Origin of the sequence: Streptomyces sp. NPDC048248, from assembly GCF_043201875.1 — a bacterium.
In the GTDB taxonomy this organism is placed as follows: domain Bacteria; phylum Actinomycetota; class Actinomycetes; order Streptomycetales; family Streptomycetaceae; genus Streptomyces.
The window spans coordinates 12,071-30,901 of sequence record NZ_JBICZL010000014.1 but is presented as its reverse complement, the minus strand read 5'-3'; the positions used below and the strand labels follow the sequence as shown (position 1 = coordinate 30,901).

The window sequence follows — 18,831 nt, the reverse complement described above, 5'->3', positions numbered from 1 at the left end:
GCCGTCGGCATGCACGAAAAACCGAACGACGTACGAAATATCGAACGCTGCTGTTGAACCATCCCGCTCGGCGCGTCCGCGGACGTCCCGAGCTCATCCCAGCCTTTCGAGGAGCCCCATGCCCACGCCCTCCCCTTCCGCCGAGCCCGGGCCTGCCGCAGGCACCGGTCCCCGGCATCCCGCCGCCCACGTCCTCGCCCCGCTCGGGCACGCCGCGCCCGCCGACAACCCGGCCGACACCTCCCCGTACGCCTTCCCCGACGGCGGGACCTGGCGCACCGAAGTCCCCTCCGTGGAAGGGCCCGAGGCGCTGGCCACCGTCTTCAAGGAGGCCGGCCGGCTGGACGTACCGATCCACCGCGTCAGCCAGGGCAGCGGCGTCTGGATGCTCAGTGACACGGAGATCACGGAGATGGTGGAGTCCTGTGCGGAACGGGACACCGAGCTGTGCCTGTTCACGGGCCCGCGCGGCACCTGGGACATCGGAGGGGCGACCCGCTCCGACTCCGGCGGCGGAGGGCTGCGCGCCCGGGGACAGGAAGCCGTCGCAGGCTGTGTGGAGGACGCGCTGCGCGCCGTGGAACTCGGCGTACGCTGCCTGCTCGTCGCGGACGAGGGTGTGCTGTGGCTGCTGCACCGGCTGCGCACCGAGGGCGCCCTTCCCGCCGAAACCACCCTCAAGGTGTCCGCGCTGATCGGGCCGGTCAACCCCGCCGCGTACGAGGTCTACGAGCGCCTGGGCGCGGACTCCGTCAACGTCCCCTCGGACCTGACCCTCGATCATCTGACGCAGATCCGGCGGGTCTCGCGTGCGCCGATGGACTTCTACATCGAGGCTCCGGACGACCTCGGCGGCTACATCCGCATGTACGACGCCGCTCAGCTCATCCGGCGCGGCGCTCCCCTGTATCTCAAGTTCGGCCTGAGCCGCTCCCCCGGCATCTACCCCTACGGCGCGCAGCTGCGCGAGACCGCGCTGAACAGCGCACGCGAACGGGTGCGGCGCGGCCGGCTGGTGCTCGATCTGCTGGCCCGTCTCGGCGCGGACGGCGGGATGTCGCCGCTGGGGTCCCGGCTGCCCGGTGAGCTGCGCCGGTTCCCGCTTCCCGAGAGGACCAACTGACCATGGGTGTGACGAGAGTTCACCGTATCCCCGCCATCGCCCTGGCGGCCGCGCTCGCCCTTTCGGCGACCGCATGCGGCCAGGAGGCCAAGGGCGGCAGTCGCTATCGGCCCGGCGGCACCGGGGGCGGCACCATCGGCATCGCCATGCCCACCAAGTCCTCCGAACGCTGGATAGCCGACGGCAGGAACATGGCACGGCAGTTCGAGGCGAAGGGCTACACGGCGGATCTGCAGTACGGCGACGACAAGGTCGAGAACCAGGTCGCCCAGCTGGAGAACATGATCGCCAAGGGCCACCGGCTGCTGGTCGTCGCGGCGATCGACGGCTCCGCGCTCACCGACGTGCTGCGCCGCGCCAAGGAGGCCGGTATCCGCGTCATCTCCTACGACCGTCTCATCCTCGGCACCCCGAACGTCGACTACTACGCGTCCTTCGACAACGAGCGCGTCGGCCGGCTGCAAGGGCAGTACATCGTCGACGCATTGCACCTGGACGAGGAGAAGGACGACAAGTTCAGCATCGAGCTGTTCGCCGGATCGCCCGACGACAACAACACCAAGTACTTCTGGAGCGGCGCGATGGCCGTCCTCAAGCCGTACTTCGACCGCGGTCAGCTCACCGTCCGCAGCGGGCAGCGGAAGATGAACCAGGCCACCACGCTGCGCTGGGACGGCGGAACCGCGCAGAAGCGGATGGACGACCTGCTCAGCAAGAACTACGGCGATGCGCGGGTGGACGCCGTGCTCTCCCCGTACGACGGCATCTCCATCGGCGTGATCTCCGCCCTCAAGAGCGTCGGCTACGGGTCGGCGGACAAGCCCTTTCCGGTGGTCACCGGCCAGGACGCGGAGCTGGCGTCCATCAAGTCCATCCGCGCCGGGCAGCAGACCCAGACCGTCTACAAGGACACCCGCAAGCTGGCCCGGCAGGCCGTCCGGATGGCCGACGCGGTGCTGCACCGCAAGAAGCCGAAGGTCAACGACACCACGACCTACGACAACGGCTCCCGGGTGATCCCCGCCTTCCTCCTCGACCCGGTCAGCATCGACCGGAAGAACACCGAACTCCTCGTCGAGGAGGGTTACTTCAAGGCCGGTGAGCTGAAGTGACCGGTGTGAGGGGCGAGCGCCGCGCCGCCGGCGGCGAGACGGCGGGCCCGGTGCTGGAGATGCTCGGCATCACCAAGAGCTTCGCCGGGGTCACCGCCCTGTCCGACGTCCACCTGTCCGTGCGCGCCGGGGAGATCCACGCCATCTGCGGCGAGAACGGCGCGGGCAAGTCGACGCTGATGAAGGTCCTCAGCGGGGTGCACCCGCACGGGAGCTACCGGGGCGAGATCCTCTTCGAGGGCGAGCGCTGCGCGTTCAAGGACATCCGGGCGAGCGAGCAACGCGGCATCGTCATCATCCACCAGGAGCTGGCGCTGGTTCCGTATCTGTCGCTGGCCGAGAACATCTTCCTCGGCAACGAGCGCGCCCGCCGCGGCGTCATCAGCTGGAGCGAGACGCTGCGGCACGCGTCGGCGCTGCTCAAGCGGGTCGGTCTGCACGAGACGCCGCAGACCCGGGTCGCCGATATCGGCGTCGGCAAGCAGCAGTTGGTGGAGATCGCCAAGGCGCTGTCCAAGGAGGTGCGGCTGCTGATCCTCGACGAGCCGACGGCCGCCCTCAACGACGAGGACAGCGAGCATCTCCTCGACCTCATCCTGGAGCTACGCGAGCAGGGCATCGCCTGCATCCTCATCTCCCACAAGCTGGGGGAGATCCGGCGGGTCGCCGACTCCGTCACCGTCCTGCGCGACGGGCGGACCATCGAGACGCTGACCGTCCGCGACGCGCCGGACGCCGCACCGGAGGTCTCCGAGGACCGCATCATCCGCGGCATGGTCGGCCGGGACCTCGACCAGCGCTTTCCCGATCGCACCCGCTACGAGGGCGCGGACGCCGGCGAGAAGGCGCTCGCGGTGTCCGGCTGGACCGTGCACCACCCGATCGACCAGCAGCGCAAGGTCGTCGACGACGTCTCGCTGGATGTGCGGCGCGGCGAGATCGTGGGGATCGCGGGCCTGATGGGAGCCGGCCGCACGGAGCTGGCGATGAGCGTCTTCGGCCGCTCCTACGGTCGCTACGCGGGCGGGAGACTGCACATGGGCGGCCGCGAGGTGGCGGCCCGGTCCGTCCCTGAGGCGGTGGCGCACGGCATCGCGTATGTCACCGAGGACCGCAAGACCTACGGGCTGAACCTCATCGACACCGTCCACCGCAATATCTCGCTCGCCTCGCTGCCGACGATGGCCCGGCACGGCATCGTCGACCAGCACGAGGAACGGCGGGTCGCCGAGCGCTACCGCCGGTCGATGAACATCAAGACACCCACCGTGCAGGAGCAGGTGGGGCGGCTCAGCGGCGGTAATCAGCAGAAGGTCGTGCTGGGCAAGTGGATCCACGCCGATCCCGACGTGCTGATTCTCGACGAACCGACGCGCGGCATCGACGTCGGCGCGAAGTACGAGATCTACACGGTGATCGACCAACTGGCCGCGCAGGGCAAGGCCGTGGTCTTCATCTCCTCCGAACTCCCCGAGCTGCTGGGCATGTGCGACCGCATCTACACCATGGCAGCCGGCCGGCTGACCGGTGAGATCGCGCGCGCGGACGCGACCCAGGAAGCACTGATGCGCCATATGACCATGGACAAGAGCTGAGGCCGCCCATGACGACCGCAACCGAACACTCCACCGGCTCCGCGCCGCCACCGCGCGCGGACCGTCCATCGACCGGGGCGCTGCTCCTGCACACCGTGCGTGCCAACATGCGGCAGTACGGCATGATCATCGCGCTGGCGCTGATCGTGGTGCTGTTCCAGATCTGGACCGACGGCACGTTGCTGCTGCCCAACAACGTCTCCAACATCGTCCAGCAGAACAGCTACATCCTGATCCTGGCCATGGGCATGATGATCGTCATCATCGCCGGGCACATCGATCTGTCGGTCGGCTCACTGGCGGCCTTCGTCGGCGCCGCGGCCGCCGTGATGATGGTCAAGCACGACATGCCCTGGGGCGTTGCCCTGGTGGTGTCGCTGCTGATCGGGGCGATCGCCGGGGCCTGGCAGGGCTTTTGGATCGCGTATGTGGGCATCCCGTCGTTCATCGTGACGCTGGCCGGGATGCTGCTGTTCCGCGGCGCGACCCAGATCATGCTGGAGGGTCAGTCACTCGCGCCGTTCCCCGGCGGCTTCCAGGACATCGCGCAGGGCTTCCTGCCCGAGATGGGGCCCTACACCCAGTATCACAACCCGACGCTGGTCATCGGCCTGCTGGTGATCGCCTTCGTCCTCCTCCAGGAGTGGCGCGACCGGCGCAGGCAGCTGGCCTACGAGCTGGACGTGCTGCCGTTCAATCTCTGGCTGCTCAAGTGCGCGGCGATCGTGGCGGCGGTGGTCGCCTTCACCCTGACACTCGCCGGTTACCACGGGGTGCCGGTGGTCCTGCTCATCATGTGCGCGCTGCTGATCGCCCTGGGCTTCGTGATGCGCAACGCCGTGGTCGGCCGGCACGTCTACGCACTCGGCGGCAATAAGGCGGCCGCCAAGCTGTCGGGCGTCAAGGACCGCCGGGTCACCTTCCTGGTGTTCGTCACCATGGGCACCCTGGCGGCGCTGGCCGGCTGTGTGTACGCGGCCCGGCTCAACGCCGGCACGCCCCAGGCCGGCATCAACTTCGAACTGGAGGCGATCGCCGCGGCGTTCATCGGTGGCGCCTCGATGAGCGGTGGCGTCGGCACCGTCCTGGGCGCCATCATCGGGGCCCTGGTGCTGGGTGTCCTCAACAACGGGATGTCGCTGGTCGGTATCGGCACCGACTACCAGCAGGTCATCAAGGGCCTGGTGCTGCTGGCCGCGGTCGGCTTCGACGTCTGGAACAAAAGGCGCGTCGGTTCCTGAGCGGAGGGTGCCGCCCGAGGAGGCGGCAGCCCGCCCAGGAGTGGGCCACCGGCCGTGGCCGCGGGATTCCCCGCGGCCACGGCCTCGCGCGGTCAGCCGGCCGCCCCCTCGCGGCCGGGTGCCCGGCGCCTGACTCGCGGTGGCCTCTTGTCCTACCGTTCGGGATCTCGAACGGCGATCGGAACTCCGGCCGTGAAAATAGATTCCGACTGATGCCCCGTCAACACTTCGCGCCGAATCCGTGTACCACACCGGCCGATCAGGACAATTGCCCCGCTTTGCCACCCACCGAACCCGTTCGGGATCTCGATCGGAGCCGCGGCGGGATCATCCGGCGAAAGCCGGCTGGGGCAGTCCCTCCCCCGCCGCCGGAAGCACCAGCAGCGCTCCCGCCGCGCCGCCCGGCGCCACCCCCTCGCTCGCCGAGGTGACATAGAGATCCGTCAGGCCCCGGCCACCGAACGCACAGGCCGTGGGCCGCCGTACGGGCAGTTCCACCACCCGGTCGAGCCGCCCGTCAGGGGCGTAGCGACGCAGCGCGGCACCGTCCCAGAGGGCCACCCAGACACAGCCCGTCGCGTCGACGGTCAGCCCGTCCGGAAAGCCGGCGCCCTCCTCGACGGTGACGAACGGACGACGACCGGTCGCCTCGCCATCCGGCCCGACGTCGAAGACATCCACCCGACGGGTCGGGCTGTCGATGTAGTACATGCGCCCGCCGTCCGGACTCCAGCCGATGCCGTTGCTGACGGTGACGCCGGAGAGCTGTGGCGTGGCCCGTCCGTCCGGCGCGACGCGGACCAGCGTGCCGCCGCCCGGCGCCTCGTCGTAGCGCATGGTGCCCGCCCACAGCGACCCGTCGGGGGCGACGCCGGCGTCGTTGCCGCGACGGCCGGGCACGACCTCGCGGTGCAGCCAGCGCAGCGCACCATCGGCGTCGTAACAGGCCACGCCGTCACGGAGGTTGACCACCAGGCCGCCGCCCGCACGCGGCTTCGCCGCGCCGACGTGCTGCTCGGTGGCCAGGACCGTGCGGCGGCCGGTGGCCGGGTCGAAGGTGTGCACCCGGGAGGCGAGTATGTCCACCCAGATCAACCGCCGGGCCGACGCGTCCCAGGTCGGCCCCTCCCCCAGGCGCGCACCGGCTGCCACGGCCACCTCCCACGGCCTCACCGCCGGCCCCGGTGCCCGAGCGCCTCGGAGAGCTCCCCGGCACCCTTCACCGTCAGCTCCTCCAGCTCCGTGCGCCGCTCCTCGCTCCAGCGCACCATCGGTACGGAGATGCTGAGCGCTGCCACGACCCGCCCCGCGGAATCCCTCACGGGCGCCGCCACACAGCTCACGTCGGCGTTGGACTCACGCTGCTCCACGGCGATTCCGCGCTCGCGGACCGCGGCGAGGTGCCGGCGCAGCGTGGCGGGGTCGGTGATGCTGTTCTCCGTCATGGCGGTCAGCTCGGCGCCGTCCGGGATCCGGGCGGTCAGTTCGTCCTCCGGCAGCGAGGCGAGCAGCATCTTGCCGACGGAGGTGCAGTGCGCGGGCAGCCGGCGACCGGCGGCCGAGACCATGCGGACCGCGTGCGTGGAGTCCACCTTCGCGATGTAGATGACGTCGGCGCCTTCGAGGAGCGCGACATGCACGGTCTCGTCGCAGGTCTCGGCGACCGAACGCGCCACCCGCTGCCCCTCGGCGGCGAGGTCGAGCTGCTCGGCGTAGCGGCTGCCGAGCTGATAGGTACGCACTCCCAGCCGGTAGCGTCCGGGCTGCTGCGGTACGGGCACCAGGTAGGTGCGCGCGGTGAGGGTGGAGACCAGCTCGTGCACGGTGGTACGGGGCAGTTGCAGCTTGCGGGTGATCTCCGGGGCGGACAGTGTGCCGTCGCCCTCCAGGAACAGTTCGAGCACGTCCAGGGCCCGGGTCACCGCGGGTACCAGTCGTCCCATGTGCGTCCCCCTCCTTCGTTCGATAGGCCGGTTGTCGGCCGAAATAACGAACACAGGCTAGATTTGCGCCACTTCCCCTGGCAATGGGTATGCAGGGGGCAGACTTGCGTCATGTCACCCACGCGCAGCCAGTCCGAGAAGGACGCCCTCACCGTCGAGATCGTTTTCGCACTTCTCAGCGCCGCGTTCGCGGGCGGCATCTGCTTCCTGGCGGTGGGCAGCCCGTCGCTCTGGGGCGGGCTGCCCACGCCCTGGAAAGGCCCCTGGCTGACGGTGAGCGGCGCCCTCGGCGGGGCGGTGGGCGTCGTCCGCATGGTGTGGGTGCTGCGGCGGGCTCAGCCCAGCCAGCCGGGACGCACCAGCCCCGACTCGTAGGCCAGCACGACCAGTTGGGCGCGGTCGCGTGCGCCGAGCTTGACCATCGTGCGGCTGACATGCGTCTTGGCGGTCAGCGGGCTGACGACCAGCCGCCGGGCGATCTCCTCGTTGGACAGCCCGATCCCGACGAGCGCCATGACTTCGCGCTCCCGCTCGGTCAGTACGGACAGCGCGTCGGCCGCCGCCGGCTCCTTGGAGCGCGCCGCGAACTCGGCGATCAGCCGGCGGGTCACCCCGGGCGAGAGCAGGGCGTCACCGTCGACGACCGCGCGCACCGCCCGCACCAGCTCCTCCGGCTCGGTGTCCTTGACGAGGAAACCCGACGCCCCGGAGCGGATCGCCTCGAAGACGTATTCGTCCAGCTCGAAGGTGGTCAGCATGACGACCCTCACGTCGGCCAGCTGCGGATCCTCGGTGATGCGACGGGTGGCGACCAGCCCGTCCACCACCGGCATCCGGATGTCCATCAGCACGATGTCCGGGCGGTGTTCGCGGACCGCGGCCAGCGCCTCCTGGCCGTCCGCCGCCTCAGCCACCACCTCGATCTCCGGCTGGGCATCCAGCAGCACCTTGAACCCGGCGCGGACCAGCAGTTGGTCGTCGGCGAGCAGTACCCGGATCACGACTCCTCCTCGGCGGTCGGGGCCACCGTACCGGGATCCGCACCCCCGGGCGGGTTCTCGGCCGGGGCGAGCGGAATGCGCGCCACGACCCGGAAACCGCCGTCCGGGCGGGGGCCCGCCTCGACGGTTCCGCCGAGCGCCGCTGCCCGCTCCCGCATCCCGACGAGACCGTTTCCGCCACCGGCGGGCTCCCCCGCCTCGGACGTCGCGGGCCCGTCGTCGTCGACCTGGATCTCCAGCTCCGACGGCGCATAGCCGAGCCGGACCAGGGCGGTGCGCGAGCCGGAGTGCCGGACGATGTTGGTGAGCGCCTCCTGGACGATGCGGAAGGCCGCGAGATCGGCTCCGGGCGGCAGGGCGACGCGGCGGCCCTCGGTGCGCACGCTCACGTCAAGGCCCGCCCCCGTGGCCTGCTCGGTGAGCTCGGGCAGGCGGTCCAGACCCGGTGCGGGGGCGCGCGGCGCCGCACCGCGGGCGCGCAGGGTGTCGAGCACCTGCCGGACCTCGCCGAGCGCTTCCTTGCTCGCGGACTTGATGGTGCTCAGCGCGCTTCTGGCCTGCTCGGGGTCGCTGTCCAGGAGGGCGAGCCCCACTCCCGCCTGGACGTTGATGACGGAGATGCTGTGGGCGAGGACGTCGTGCAGTTCGCGGGCGATCCGCAGCCGTTCCTCATCGGCCCGGCGCCGTTCGGCGGCGGCCCGCTCGGCCCGTGCCTTCGCGAGCTGCTCACGGCGCACCCGCACCAGCTCGGAGACGGCCACCACCGCCACCACCAGCACGGCGATGAACAGTTCCTGGCTCCACGGCGCCGGCCCGTCGCGCGGCGGCAGCCAGCGGTAGAGCCAGTGGGCGACGAGGAGATGACTGAGCCAGAGCCCGGCGACCGCGCTCCAGGCGACGACCCGGTACCCGGCGACGATCGCCGCGAAGGTCCCCAGCGCCACGAGGAGGAAGACGGGACCGTACGGAAAGCCCGCGGCGAAGTACACCGCCACGGACGCCGCCACACAGAGACAGACGGCGCGCGGGAAACGGTGCCGGAAGAGGAGCAGGACGGCGCCCACGACCAACAGGGTCCGCCCGAGGGAATCGAGCGGGACGCGATCGGGCTGGTTGTGCCCGGCGAAGCCGGAGCCGACCAGGACGAAGACCGTCACGGCGAGCGTCGAGAGCCAGGGCAGCCGGGTACCCGCCCAGCCTCTCGGTTCCTCATGGGCGGGTGAAGGCCACCGGCCCCGAAGCCGACCGAGACCGCGCCGCACCCACTGCGGCCGTGCGTTGTCCATGCCGGTAACGCTAGACCGCAACGACCGGCGGCGGCGTCCCCCCGACGCAGTGATCAGCCGTACTCCTGGGGGAGTAGGCGGGGATGAGCGGCAGGAGGGCGGGCGACTGGGTGTCGTCGTCAGCGGGCGCGGTGTCAGCAGGCGCGGTCTCAGCGGACGCGGCCGTGGGCGGGCGCGCCCTGCCTTCAGCGGGGAGTGGGGAGGCCGACGCCGCGGGCCAGCTGGAGCACGGACTGGTCGAAGAATTCCGTGCGGGCCTCGATCACGCCGTTGAACTGACCGAAGAGTTCGAAGCTCAGCAGGCCGAAGAGCTGCGCCCAGGCCGCCACGAGCCGCGCGGTCACCGCGCCCGGCAGTTCCACACCCAGCTCGGCGGCGAGCGCCAGCGCCTCGCCCAACAGCACATCGGGCAGCGGCTCCGCGGGCTCCTTGAGCGTTCCCGCGGCGTACGCGTCGCGGACCACGCCGATCAGGGCGAGGCCGACGCGCGCGGCCGGCTCGGTCGTGGTCTGCGGGGCGCTGTAGCCGGGCACGGGCGAGCCGTAGATCAGGGCGTACTCGTGCGGATGGGCCAGGGCCCATCCGCGGACGGCGCCGCAGACGGTGCGCCAGCGGGTGAGCGGGTCGCCGGCCCGGGGGCCGCGCAGCGCGTCCCGCGCGGTTTCCGCTGCCTCACCGACCGCGTTGTAGGCGTCGATGATCAGCGCGGTGAGCAGGTCGTCGCGGCTCGGGAAGTAGCGGTAGAGCGCGGAGGAGGCCATGCCCAGCTCGCGGGCCACGGCACGCAGGGACAGCTTGGCGGCGCCCTCGGCCGCCAGCTGTCTGCGGGCCTCATCCTTGATGGCCGCGGTGATTTCGCTGCGTGCCCGTTCCCTGGCCCCTCGGATCGCCGTCATGAGAGCAGTCTGCCACCTTTCGGAGCACCGCACAAAAACGAGAGCAGTGCTCTTGCTTTGGAGCGCAATCCTCCTTCACACTGCTCGTAAGCGAGAGCACTGCTCTCGAATGTGAATGGCGCTCACACCTCGTGGACGTCGACAACGGAGGACCCCATGTCCCAGTACCTCGAACCGAACCGCTTCGCCGTCCGCCTCAACCGCTTCATCGGCTGGCTCGCCCGCCGCGGCATCAGCCTCGCCGGCGCGGCCGACCTGGCCGTCCGCGGCCGCAAGAGCGGGGAGTGGCGCCGCGTCCCCGTGAACCCGATGACCTTCCAAGGGGGCCGCTATCTCGTCTCGGCGCGCGGCCACTCCGAATGGGTGCGCAACATGCGCGCCGCGGGCGGCGGGGAATTGCGCGTCGGCCGCCGGACCCGCGCCTTCACCGCCGTCGAGGTCCCACCGGCCGAGACCCCGGCCGTGCTGCGGGCCTATCTCGCGCGCTGGGGCTGGGAGGTGAAGTCCTTCTTCGGCGAGATCACCGCGGATTCCACCGACGAGGAACTCCTCGCCGCGGCCCCCCGCCACCCGGTTTTCCGGATCACCGAATCCTGAGCCCTGACACCCCGGCCGACGCCCGTGCGGACGCCGGCTCCGGCGGCGACAGCGAAGGCGACAGCGAAGGGCCTGGGCACAGCGCAGGAAGGTGGCAGCGGAGGCGAAGGTGGAGGTGGAGGTGGAGGCGGGTCGCACCTCCTCCGGCCCGGCCGGTCGTCGGCGACGTCCGGTGCCCGACGTTCGCCTGCCCGTCGCTCGCCGACGGGCCGCGGTTCCCCGCCGGGCCGCCCCCGGCACTCACGGCACCCTTCCGAGGACCGGCCCGCCAACGGCGAACCGGCCTCCCGAGCCCATCCGGCTCGCCACCCGCCGCGACCACACGCCGGCACACCGACACACCGCGACGGGCATGCGCCCCGGCGACCGGCATACGTCTCCGCGACGCCGTACTCCCCCAGTTCGACACGCGCGCCGGAGATCCACGGCCGGTATGCGCCCGGCAGCACCCGGCCGGCGCCCCGCCGCACATCCCGGCCACGCACCCCGGCGCACGACCCCGGTGGCCGGACCCGGTGCTCGGCCCCCGGTTCCCGACCCCCGGCCCGACCTCAGCGGTCGAAGGCCTCCAGCGCCCGCCGCGCCATCGCGTGGGTGCGGACCAGTTCGCCGAGGGTCGTCGTGCCTCGGGTGATCTTCGCGAAGGCGTGCCAGGCCGGGCGGAAGCCGGTGATCGCGGCGTGCAGCAGGCCGGGCCGGCGGGAGAAGACCTGCAGCATCCGCCGGCCCACCCCCATCTCCACCCCGAGGCCCGCCTTGATGGCGAAGGCGTAGTTCAGCGCCTGCCGGCGCGCGTCCACCGCGTCATGAGCCTCCGCGACCCGGACCGCCCACTCCCCCGCGAGGCGCCCCGAGCGCAGCGCGAAGGAGATGCCCTCGCGGGTCCACGGCTCCAGCAGTCCCGCGGCGTCGCCGCACACCAGGACCCGGCCGCGGGACAGCGGCGAATCCTCCGCGCGGCAGCGCGTCAGATGCCCGGACGAGATGCTCGGTTCGAAGCCCGCGAGCCCCAGTCGCCCGATGAAGTCCTCCAGGTAGCGCTTGGTCGCCGCGCCCTCGCCGCGGGCGGAGATCACACCGACGGTGAGAGTGTCACCCTTGGGGAAGACCCAGCCGTAGCTGCCGGGCAGCGGGCCCCAGTCGATGAGCACCCGGCCCGCCCAGTCCTCGGCAACCGTCTCGGGCACCGGGATCTCCGCCTCCAGACCGAGGTCGACCTGGTCGAGCTTGACCCCGACGTGGGCGCCTATCCGGCCCGCGCTGCCGTCCGCCCCGATCACGGCCCGCGCCAGCACCACCTCACCGTCGCCGAGCACCACGGCGACGGTCCGCCGGTCGGGGACCTCGGCGCCGTGCTGCTCCACCCGGGAAACCGTGACGCCGGTACGGATCCGCGCGCCGGCGTCCTTCGCGGACTCGACCAGAGCGGCGTCGAACTCGGGGCGGTTGATCAGCCCGAAGAGCATCTGCTTGGAGCGGCGGGTGCGGGACAGCTTGCCGTTCAGCGAGAAGGTGACGGCGTGGACGCGGTCACGCAGCGGCAGTTCGAAGCCGGGGGGCAGTGAGTCCCGCGAGGGGCCGATGATGCCGCCGCCGCAGGTCTTGTACCGCGGCAGTTCCGCTTTTTCCAGGAGCAGCACCCGGCGGCCCGTACAGGCCGCGGCGTGCGCGGCCGCGGCGCCCGCGGGCCCAGCGCCCACCACCACCACGTCCCACACCTGCTGGTTGTCCTCGGCTGCCTGCTCGCTGCTCACCTGTGCTTCTGCTCCTGTTCGATGCCTGGCTGCGCGTACCGCCCGCATCCTACGGGCCGCTTCCGCGCGGACCGCCTGTGGGAAGATCGGGAGCACCCATACCCGTATGTCCGGCCCGTCCGCACACCCCGCCGGACGGCCCGTAGGTACACAACGCCGCGCCTACAAGGAGCGTTCCATGTCTGCCAGCCCCCTCGCGCTCACCGTCGCCTCGCTGCAGCCCCGTGCCCTGTCCGAGCTGGCCGAGCTGGTGGCCTTCAAGTCGGTCGCGGACCCGGCACAGTTCCCCAGGAGCGAGTGCGAGGCGGCCGCCGACTGGACGGCCGGCACGTTGCGTGCGGAGGGCTTCGAGGACGTCGCGCTGCTGGACACCCCGGACGGCACCCAGTCCGTGTACGGCTTCCTGCCCGGCCCGGCCGGCGCCCCGACGGTTCTGCTGTACGCCCACTACGACGTGCAGCCGCCGCTGGACGAGGCCGGCTGGGTCTCGCCGCCGTTCGAGCTGACCGAGCGCGACGGCCGCTGGTACGGACGTGGCGCGGCCGACTGCAAGGGCGGCCTGATCATGCATCTGACGGCGCTGCGCGCGCTGAAGGAGCACGGCGGCGTCCCCGTCAACGTCAAGGTGATCGTGGAGGGTTCGGAGGAGCAGGGCACCGGTGGCCTGGAGCGGTACGCCGAAGCCCACCCCGAGCTGCTGGCAGCCGACGCCATCATCATCGGTGACACCGGAAACTTCCGGGTCGGCCTGCCGACGGTGACCGCGACGCTGCGCGGCATGACGCTGGTGCGGGTGCGGGTCGACGCCCTGGCGGGCAATCTGCACTCCGGGCAGTTCGGTGGCGCGGCCCCGGACGCGCTGGCGGCGCTGATCCGTGTGCTGGACTCGCTGCGCGCCGAGGACGGTTCGACGACCGTGGACGGACTTGCCGCGGACGCGACCTGGGAGGGACTGCAGTACCCGGAGGAGGACTTCCGCAAGGACGCCAAGGTGCTGGACGGCGTCGAGCTGATCGGCAGTGGTTCGATCGCGGACCGCATCTGGGCGCGTCCGGCCGTCACCGTGCTCGGCATCGACTGCCCGCCGGTGGTCGGCGCGACGCCGTCCGTGCAGGCGGGGGCGCGGGCTCTGGTGAGCCTGCGGGTGCCGCCGGGCACCGATGCCGGGGAGGCGACGAAGCTGCTCGCCACGCATCTGGAGAACGCCGCGCCGTGGGGTGTGCGGGTCGCGGTGGAGCAGATCGGCCAGGGCCAGGCGTTCCGCGCCGACACCGGGAGCCCGGCGTACGCGTCCATGGCCGCCGCCCTGCGCGAGGCGTACGAGGGGGAGGAGATGCAAATCTCCGGCATGGGCGGCTCGATTCCGCTGTGCAACACCCTGGCCGGTCTCTACCCGGACGCGGAGGTCCTGCTGATCGGGCTGAGTGATCCCGAGGCGCAGATCCACGCCGTCAACGAGAGCGTCTCGCCGCAGGAGCTGGAGCGGCTGTCGCTGGCCGAGGCACTGTTCCTGCAGCGGTACGCGGACAGCCGGGCCTGACGCCCCGAGCCCGACCGGGGGTTCGGGCGCCGCGGTCCCCCGCCCGCGGCGCCCGGCCTGGCGTCTCAGCCGAGCGGGACGCCCGCCTCCAGGTGAAGCGGGCAGCCCTGTTCGCGGGCGCGCAGCGCCCAGCGCAGGCGGTTCCAGCGCACCGGCGGCAGCATGTCCTCCGCCTCGGCCTCGGTCGCGAACCGCCAGTCGCGCAACTCGGCGCCCGGCAGCAGCACCTCGCGGATGCGGTCCGCGGTCAGGGTGCCGCCGTCGAAGAGCAGCCGGAGGCCGCCGTAGCCGGGGGGTTTGGGCGCCTCCCAGTCCAGGACGAGCAGCCGGGGAGCGCGGGGCAGCTGGATGCCCAGTTCCTCGGCGACCTCGCGCACTCCGGCGTGGGCGGGGGCCTCGCCTGGCTCCACGATGCCGCCGGGGAACTCCCAGCCCGGCTTGTAGGTCGGGTCGACGAGGAGTACCCGGTCCCGGTCGTCGAAGAGCAGCACCCCGGCGGCGAGTGTCTCCGCGGTCGGCTCGGGTGTCTGGACGATGTCGCAGGCGCCGGCGCCGACGCGGACGGCCTCGGCGATCTGCTCGGCGGTCTGCCGGGGCGTCAGCCGGGTGGTGTCGACGACGTGGGCGTCGTCCTTGATCCAATCGGGGGCGGTGGTGTACGGCCGGTGCCCGGGAAGTCCCTGGCGTGCCGACGTACCGGCCGCGGACTCCGGGGCTCCGTGCGTCCGGTGGGATATTCGCTCCCGCAGGATCGTTTCCTCCGCATCCAGGAACACATGCCGCACGGGAATGCGGCGGGCCGCGAGAGCGCCGAAGATCTCGTCGCGGTACTCCTGGCGCAGCAAGGCCATCGGTGTCACGAGGGGGCCCGGGACCTCGGTGAGCAGAGCGGCAGCGGTGTCCACGACCATCCGGCGCCAGGCCGGCAGGTCCTGATAGTCGTCGATCTCCTCGAATCGCTTCGCGGGCAGCATCAGCCGCAGCCCGCTGCCGAGGATTTCGGGGTCGTAGAGCGTGCTTCCGGGAAGCAGGTCGAGCAATTCATGAGCCGCAGTGGTCTTGCCCGCACCGAACGTGCCGTTCAGCCAGACGATCACGGTTTCCCCTCTTCCCTAGGACCCAGGTGAGTTGCCCGCAACACCCTGCCACGGAAACCCCTCGGGACCACGGGCCGCGGGCGCGACCGGGGACGGCGCATCTGCGACGGTCGGCCCGGCCAGGGAGACCTCGCGGCTCCGTGGACGCGCCGATCGCGCACTGCGCCACGACGGAGGATGCCGGTCACCGATCCCCCGCCGCGAAGCCCCCGGCAAACAAGCGCTCCCCCACCCCTTCCGCACCGAAACCCCCATCCGTACAACGAAGTTGGCCCCCTGGACACCCCGCTGTCCGTCGCATATGACGGCGGCGCATCACGCCGTCACCAGCCGTTTGCCGGCCGCGCCGCTATCCCTTGTTCGCCCCCAGGGTCAGCCCCGCGATGAAGTGCCGCTGCAGCAGCAGGAAGACCAGGATCGTGGGGAGCGCGACGAGGACGGAGCCGGCCGCCAGCAGGTTGTAGTCCGTGAAGAACTGGCCACGCAGATTGTTCAGGGCCGAGGTCACGGGCAGTTTGTCGCCGTCGGAGAGGAAGACCAGGCCCCAGAGGAAGTCGTTGTACATCCAGGTGAATTGGAGGGTTCCCAGGGCGGCGAGTGCGGGGCGGCAGAGCGGAAGAGTGACGCGCCAGTACTGCGCCCAGACGCCCGCGCCGTCGACGATCGCGGCCTCCAGGATCTCCCGGGGCAGTGTCCGCATGAAATTGGCCAGCACGAAGACGCAGAAACCGAGTTGGAAGGCGATCTGCACGGCGATGACGGCCCACAGGGAGTCGTACATCGTCAGGGAGTCGGACATCCAATAGGGCAGCGGGATCTTGTTGAAGAGGACGTACAGCGGAGTGACGATGACCTGCTGAGGGAGCAGGTTTCCCGCGGTGAAGACCATCAGCAGGACGATGCCGCCGCGCATCCGCAGCCGGGATACGGCGAATGCCACGAAGGACGCCAGGAACAGCGTGAGCAGGACGCCCGGCACCGCGATGACCAGTGAGTTCACGAAGTACCTGGTCATGCCGGAATCGACGAACGCCTGCGCGTAGTAGTCGAAGGACAGGCGCCGCGGGAGGGAGAAGTAGCCGTATTTCGCGGTCTCCTCGTACGGGCGCAGCGAGGCATAGACGGCCAGCAGCAGCGGCGCGAGGAATGCCAGCGAGACGACGAGCAGGAAGGCGTGCACGCCGAAGCGACCGCGGCGGCGTGGCGGGGCGGGCGCCGCGGCGGGCACCGGTCGCGCGGCCGGGGGCGGGGCGGTGGCAGGGGCGGTCATCGCTTCTGCTCCCCTCGCAGCTCCTGGACGAGATAGGTCACGATGAATCCCATGGAGACGAGGAGGAGGACGACGGCGATCGCGGAGCCGAATCCGATCCGGCCGGCCTCGCCGATGATGTTGTCGGTGACCAGCACCGACAACAGCTCAAGACCGTTGCGGCCCTTGTTGACGGCGTAGACGATGTCGAAGGCGCGCAGTGATTCGATGACGGTGATGACGCCGACGATGACGTTCACCGGGCGCAGCGTGGGCAGGACGACGCGGAAGAAGGTCTGCCGGTCGCTCGCGCCGTCGATGGCGGCGGCTTCTTTGAGGCTCGGGTCAACGGATTTGAGACCGGCGAGATAGAGAATCATGACGTATCCGGTGTGCCGCCAGCAGGCCGCCAGCATCACCATCCAGATATTGAGGTCCGGGTCTCCCAGCCAGTCGGTGGGGTTTTCGCCGCCGAGTACGGCGTTGAGTGCGCCCTGGTCCCGGGAGAGGATGAGCTGGGCGATGAATCCGACGACGGCGAGCGAGAGCACCACCGGCATGTAGAGCGTCGATTGGTAGAACCGGCTGAAGCGGACACCGCGGTCGATGAGGACGGCGAGCAGCAGCCCGAAGGGGGTGGCGAGAAATCCGAGAAATACCAGCCAGAGAAGGTTGTGCCGGACGGCAGGCCAGAATTGCGGGTAGTTGGTGAAGAGGTTGTCGTAGTTCTTGAGGCCGGCCCATCGGATGTCGCCGATCCCGTCCCAGTCGGTGAAGGACAGCCCGACGGAGGCGAGCGTCGGCCCCCAAATCAGGGCGAGGTCGAGCAGGATCGGAACGCCCAGCAGCAGGCCGAGAACGCAGAGGTCGCGGCGGGTGTACTTCCGTGGCCCCCGCCGCCCGGCGCGCCGCAGGCGGGTGCGGGGCACACCTCGTACGCGGGCGTCCGGCGCGGCTGGAGTGCGGGTGTTCGGCACGGCTCTTCGCTCCCCGTCGTGTCCGTGGTCACCCGACGGTGACCCGGTGGCAGTGGCCGGTGGGCGGCGGCCCGCGCGGTCGATGCGGCGGCGGTCCTCCGCTGCGGTCATTCCGCCGCGAAGATCTGCTTCTTCTGGCGTTCGATGTCGTTCACCAGACCGTCGATGTCATCGGGCTTGTTGAGGAACTGCTGGATGGCCTGGATCATCACCGTCGACGCGAAGTCGGGGCGGGTGTCGCGATCCATGAACTGCGATATCTGCCGGGCGCCCGCGACGAGTTCGACGGCCTTCTTCTGAAGTGGTGTGTAGGCGCCGGTGTCGGCACCGCTGTTGACCGCGACGTTGTTCGGGTCGGAGCGGAGATAGATGTCCTCCGCTCCGGGCGTGGCAAGGAATTTCAGCAAGTCCTTCGCTCCGTTCTTGTCCTTGGCCTTCTTCGACATCAGGAATCCGTCGATCGGCGCCTCGACCGCCTCCTGACCGAAGGACGGATCGATCTCAGGGAAGGGGAAGAAATCGAGGTCCGCGCGGTCGGCTGCGCTGAACTGCTGGCCCGGGTGCGGCAGTCCGAGGACCGTCATACCCGCCTTCTTCTGCGCGAGTGTCTGCGCGGCCTCCTGCCAGGTCCGTCCGTTGGCGCCCTTTTGGTGGTACGGCATGAGGCCGCGCCAGAGGTCGAAGACCTGCTTCACCTGCGGGCTGTTCCAGGACTTCCGGCCGCTCATCAGCGCGAGGTGGAATTCGTAGCCGTTGGCCCGCATATTGAGGTAGTCGAAGGTGCCCATCGCCGGCCAGCCGTCCTTGTCGCCGAAGGCGAAAGGCACCAGCCCGTCCTTCTCCATCTGCCGGGCGAGGGAACGGTACTGGTCGAAGGTCTTGGGGACCTCGTACCCCTTCTCCTGGAAGACGCTCCTGCGGTGGAAGACCGCCCACGGGTAGTAGTAAAGCGGCACGAAGTACTGCTTCCCGTCCGCACCCGTCGACTGCTTCTTCAACGCGTCGGTGAATCCGTCGAAGCCCCGCCACAGGTCACTGATGTCGGCGAGCAGACCCTTGCGGGCGAAATACTGCATGCGGTTGCCCGCGAACCACATGAAGACATCGTCCGGCGTGCCCTGGAGGTAGCGGTTGATGTTCTCCTGGAAGTTCTCGTGATTGACGGTGTTCACCCGCACCGTCTTCTTCGACTTCTTCTCGTAGGCCCGGAAGACGTCCGCGAAGGCCTTCTTCGGGACGGCGTCCGAGGCATTGGAACCGACCGAGATGCCGCCCGGTCCACTGCCGCAGGCCGCGAGGACGGACGGCAGGGCGACCGCCCCCACCCCGAGTGCCGTACCTCGCAGCAAGGTCCGCCGGGACATCCGACGTCCTGCCGCTTCCCCGTGTGAGCCTGATCCGCCGAACGTTGACTGGGCCA

General features: G+C 70.6%; 17 protein-coding genes. 7 read left to right on the top strand and 10 right to left on the bottom strand.

Annotated features, from left to right (window positions below):
• Window positions 1-118: 118 nt before the first annotated feature.
• The 4 genes from ACGFZW_RS28335 to mmsB are packed head-to-tail and all read left to right on the top strand — an operon-like array spanning window position 119 to window position 5,071.
• Complete coding sequence (locus tag ACGFZW_RS28335; RefSeq protein WP_393896071.1) at window positions 119-1,123, top strand: hypothetical protein; 1,005 nt, start codon at window positions 119-121, stop codon at window positions 1,121-1,123.
• A 2-nt stretch (window positions 1,124-1,125) separates the two neighbouring features.
• Window positions 1,126-2,235, top strand: a complete 1,110-nt coding sequence (gene chvE / locus ACGFZW_RS28330; protein WP_393896070.1) for a multiple monosaccharide ABC transporter substrate-binding protein — start codon at window positions 1,126-1,128, stop codon at window positions 2,233-2,235.
• Window positions 2,236-2,294: 59 nt separating this feature from the next.
• Window positions 2,295-3,830 (top strand): multiple monosaccharide ABC transporter ATP-binding protein, encoded by a 1,536-nt coding sequence (mmsA, locus tag ACGFZW_RS28325; RefSeq protein ID WP_393896238.1) that lies wholly within the window; start codon window positions 2,295-2,297, stop codon window positions 3,828-3,830.
• Window positions 3,831-3,838: 8 nt separating this feature from the next.
• Window positions 3,839-5,071, top strand: a complete 1,233-nt coding sequence (gene mmsB / locus ACGFZW_RS28320) for a multiple monosaccharide ABC transporter permease (RefSeq protein ID WP_393896069.1) — start codon at window positions 3,839-3,841, stop codon at window positions 5,069-5,071.
• 327 nt (window positions 5,072-5,398) lie between these two features.
• On the opposite strand, the gene ACGFZW_RS28315 is transcribed toward mmsB, so the two are convergent.
• Both ACGFZW_RS28315 and ACGFZW_RS28310 read right to left on the bottom strand, forming a co-directional pair.
• The gene (locus ACGFZW_RS28315) at window positions 5,399-6,223 is read right to left on the bottom strand and encodes an SMP-30/gluconolactonase/LRE family protein (protein ID WP_393896068.1); all 825 of its coding nucleotides are present in this window, start codon (window positions 6,221-6,223) and stop codon (window positions 5,399-5,401) included.
• A gap of 17 nt (window positions 6,224-6,240) precedes the next feature.
• Window positions 6,241-7,014, bottom strand: a complete 774-nt coding sequence (locus ACGFZW_RS28310; protein WP_393896067.1) for an IclR family transcriptional regulator — start codon at window positions 7,012-7,014, stop codon at window positions 6,241-6,243.
• Window positions 7,015-7,125: 111 nt separating this feature from the next.
• On the opposite strand from ACGFZW_RS28310, the gene ACGFZW_RS28305 reads away from it, so the two are divergent.
• Window positions 7,126-7,389, top strand: coding sequence for a DUF6332 family protein (locus ACGFZW_RS28305; RefSeq protein ID WP_393896066.1), 264 nt, complete (start codon window positions 7,126-7,128; stop codon window positions 7,387-7,389).
• Here the strand turns inward: ACGFZW_RS28305 and ACGFZW_RS28300 are convergent.
• The 3 genes from ACGFZW_RS28300 to ACGFZW_RS28290 form a co-directional block, all read right to left on the bottom strand.
• Window positions 7,350-8,015: a response regulator gene (locus tag ACGFZW_RS28300; protein ID WP_393896065.1), complete on the bottom strand. Its 666-nt coding sequence runs from the start codon at window positions 8,013-8,015 to the stop codon at window positions 7,350-7,352. The genes ACGFZW_RS28305 and ACGFZW_RS28300 overlap by 40 nt on opposite strands.
• Window positions 8,012-9,301 (bottom strand): sensor histidine kinase, encoded by a 1,290-nt coding sequence (locus ACGFZW_RS28295; RefSeq protein WP_393896064.1) that lies wholly within the window; start codon window positions 9,299-9,301, stop codon window positions 8,012-8,014. The genes ACGFZW_RS28300 and ACGFZW_RS28295 overlap by 4 nt, the downstream gene beginning before the upstream one ends.
• A 185-nt stretch (window positions 9,302-9,486) precedes the next feature.
• A complete protein-coding gene (locus tag ACGFZW_RS28290) occupies window positions 9,487-10,197 on the bottom strand; it encodes a TetR/AcrR family transcriptional regulator (RefSeq protein WP_393896063.1) in 711 nt (236 codons plus the stop codon).
• A gap of 156 nt (window positions 10,198-10,353) precedes the next feature.
• On the opposite strand from ACGFZW_RS28290, the gene ACGFZW_RS28285 reads away from it, so the two are divergent.
• A complete protein-coding gene (locus ACGFZW_RS28285) occupies window positions 10,354-10,794 on the top strand; it encodes a nitroreductase family deazaflavin-dependent oxidoreductase (RefSeq protein ID WP_393896062.1) in 441 nt (146 codons plus the stop codon).
• 551 nt (window positions 10,795-11,345) lie between these two features.
• On the opposite strand, the gene ACGFZW_RS28280 is transcribed toward ACGFZW_RS28285, so the two are convergent.
• Window positions 11,346-12,548, bottom strand: a complete 1,203-nt coding sequence (locus tag ACGFZW_RS28280; RefSeq protein ID WP_393896061.1) for a geranylgeranyl reductase family protein — start codon at window positions 12,546-12,548, stop codon at window positions 11,346-11,348.
• A gap of 178 nt (window positions 12,549-12,726) precedes the next feature.
• Here ACGFZW_RS28280 and ACGFZW_RS28275 point away from each other — a divergent pair, with 178 nt between their 5' ends.
• The gene (locus tag ACGFZW_RS28275; RefSeq protein ID WP_393896060.1) at window positions 12,727-14,088 is read left to right on the top strand and encodes a dipeptidase; all 1,362 of its coding nucleotides are present in this window, start codon (window positions 12,727-12,729) and stop codon (window positions 14,086-14,088) included.
• A 65-nt stretch (window positions 14,089-14,153) separates the two neighbouring features.
• Here ACGFZW_RS28275 and ACGFZW_RS28270 read toward each other — a convergent pair whose 3' ends face one another.
• The 4 genes from ACGFZW_RS28270 to ACGFZW_RS28255 all read right to left on the bottom strand — a co-directional run bounded on the left by ACGFZW_RS28270 (window position 14,154) and on the right by ACGFZW_RS28255 (window position 18,775).
• Window positions 14,154-15,185, bottom strand: a complete 1,032-nt coding sequence (locus ACGFZW_RS28270) for an NUDIX domain-containing protein (protein WP_393896059.1) — start codon at window positions 15,183-15,185, stop codon at window positions 14,154-14,156.
• A 349-nt stretch (window positions 15,186-15,534) separates the two neighbouring features.
• Window positions 15,535-16,455, bottom strand: a complete 921-nt coding sequence (locus tag ACGFZW_RS28265; protein ID WP_393896058.1) for a carbohydrate ABC transporter permease — start codon at window positions 16,453-16,455, stop codon at window positions 15,535-15,537.
• Window positions 16,452-17,363, bottom strand: coding sequence for a carbohydrate ABC transporter permease (locus tag ACGFZW_RS28260; RefSeq protein WP_393896237.1), 912 nt, complete (start codon window positions 17,361-17,363; stop codon window positions 16,452-16,454). The genes ACGFZW_RS28265 and ACGFZW_RS28260 overlap by 4 nt, the downstream gene beginning before the upstream one ends.
• A gap of 155 nt (window positions 17,364-17,518) precedes the next feature.
• Window positions 17,519-18,775, bottom strand: coding sequence for an ABC transporter substrate-binding protein (locus ACGFZW_RS28255; protein ID WP_393896057.1), 1,257 nt, complete (start codon window positions 18,773-18,775; stop codon window positions 17,519-17,521).
• Window positions 18,776-18,831: the final 56 nt, after the last annotated feature.